The following is a 603-nucleotide window of genomic DNA, read 5'->3' on the forward strand; positions in this document are numbered from 1 at the left end:
GTCAGCATTCGCACTTCTGATACCTCCAGCATGCTTTACAACACACCTTCAACGGCTTACAGAACGCTCCCCTACCCAATACGATAAATCGCATTGCCGCAGCTTCGGTTTACTACTTAGCCCCGTTACATCTTCCGCGCAGGCCGACTCGACTAGTGAGCTATTACGCTTTCTTTAAATGATGGCTGCTTCTAAGCCAACATCCTAGCTGTCTGAGCCTTCCCACATCGTTTCCCACTTAGTAGTAATTTGGGACCTTAGCTGGCGGTCTGGGTTGTTTCCCTCTCCACGACGGACGTTAGCACCCGCCGTGTGTCTCCCGGATAGTACTTACTGGTATTCGGAGTTTGCAAAGGGTTGGTAAGTCGGGATGACCCCCTAGCCTTAACAGTGCTCTACCCCCAGTAGTATTCGTCCGAGGCGCTACCTAAATAGCTTTCGGGGAGAACCAGCTATCTCCGAGTTTGATTGGCCTTTCACCCCTAGCCACAAGTCATCCGCTAATTTTTCAACATTAGTCGGTTCGGTCCTCCAATTGATGTTACTCAATCTTCAACCTGCCCATGGCTAGATCACTCGGTTTCGGGTCTATATCCAGAGACT

Annotated in this window: 1 rRNA gene; it reads right to left on the bottom strand. The window is 50.2% G+C overall.

Features of this window, described 5'->3' with window-relative positions:
- A 23S ribosomal RNA gene (locus ACRQQK_RS16605) occupies nucleotides 1-603 on the bottom strand; the annotation flags it as partial.

The organism is Vibrio sp. C8 (assembly GCF_054051265.1).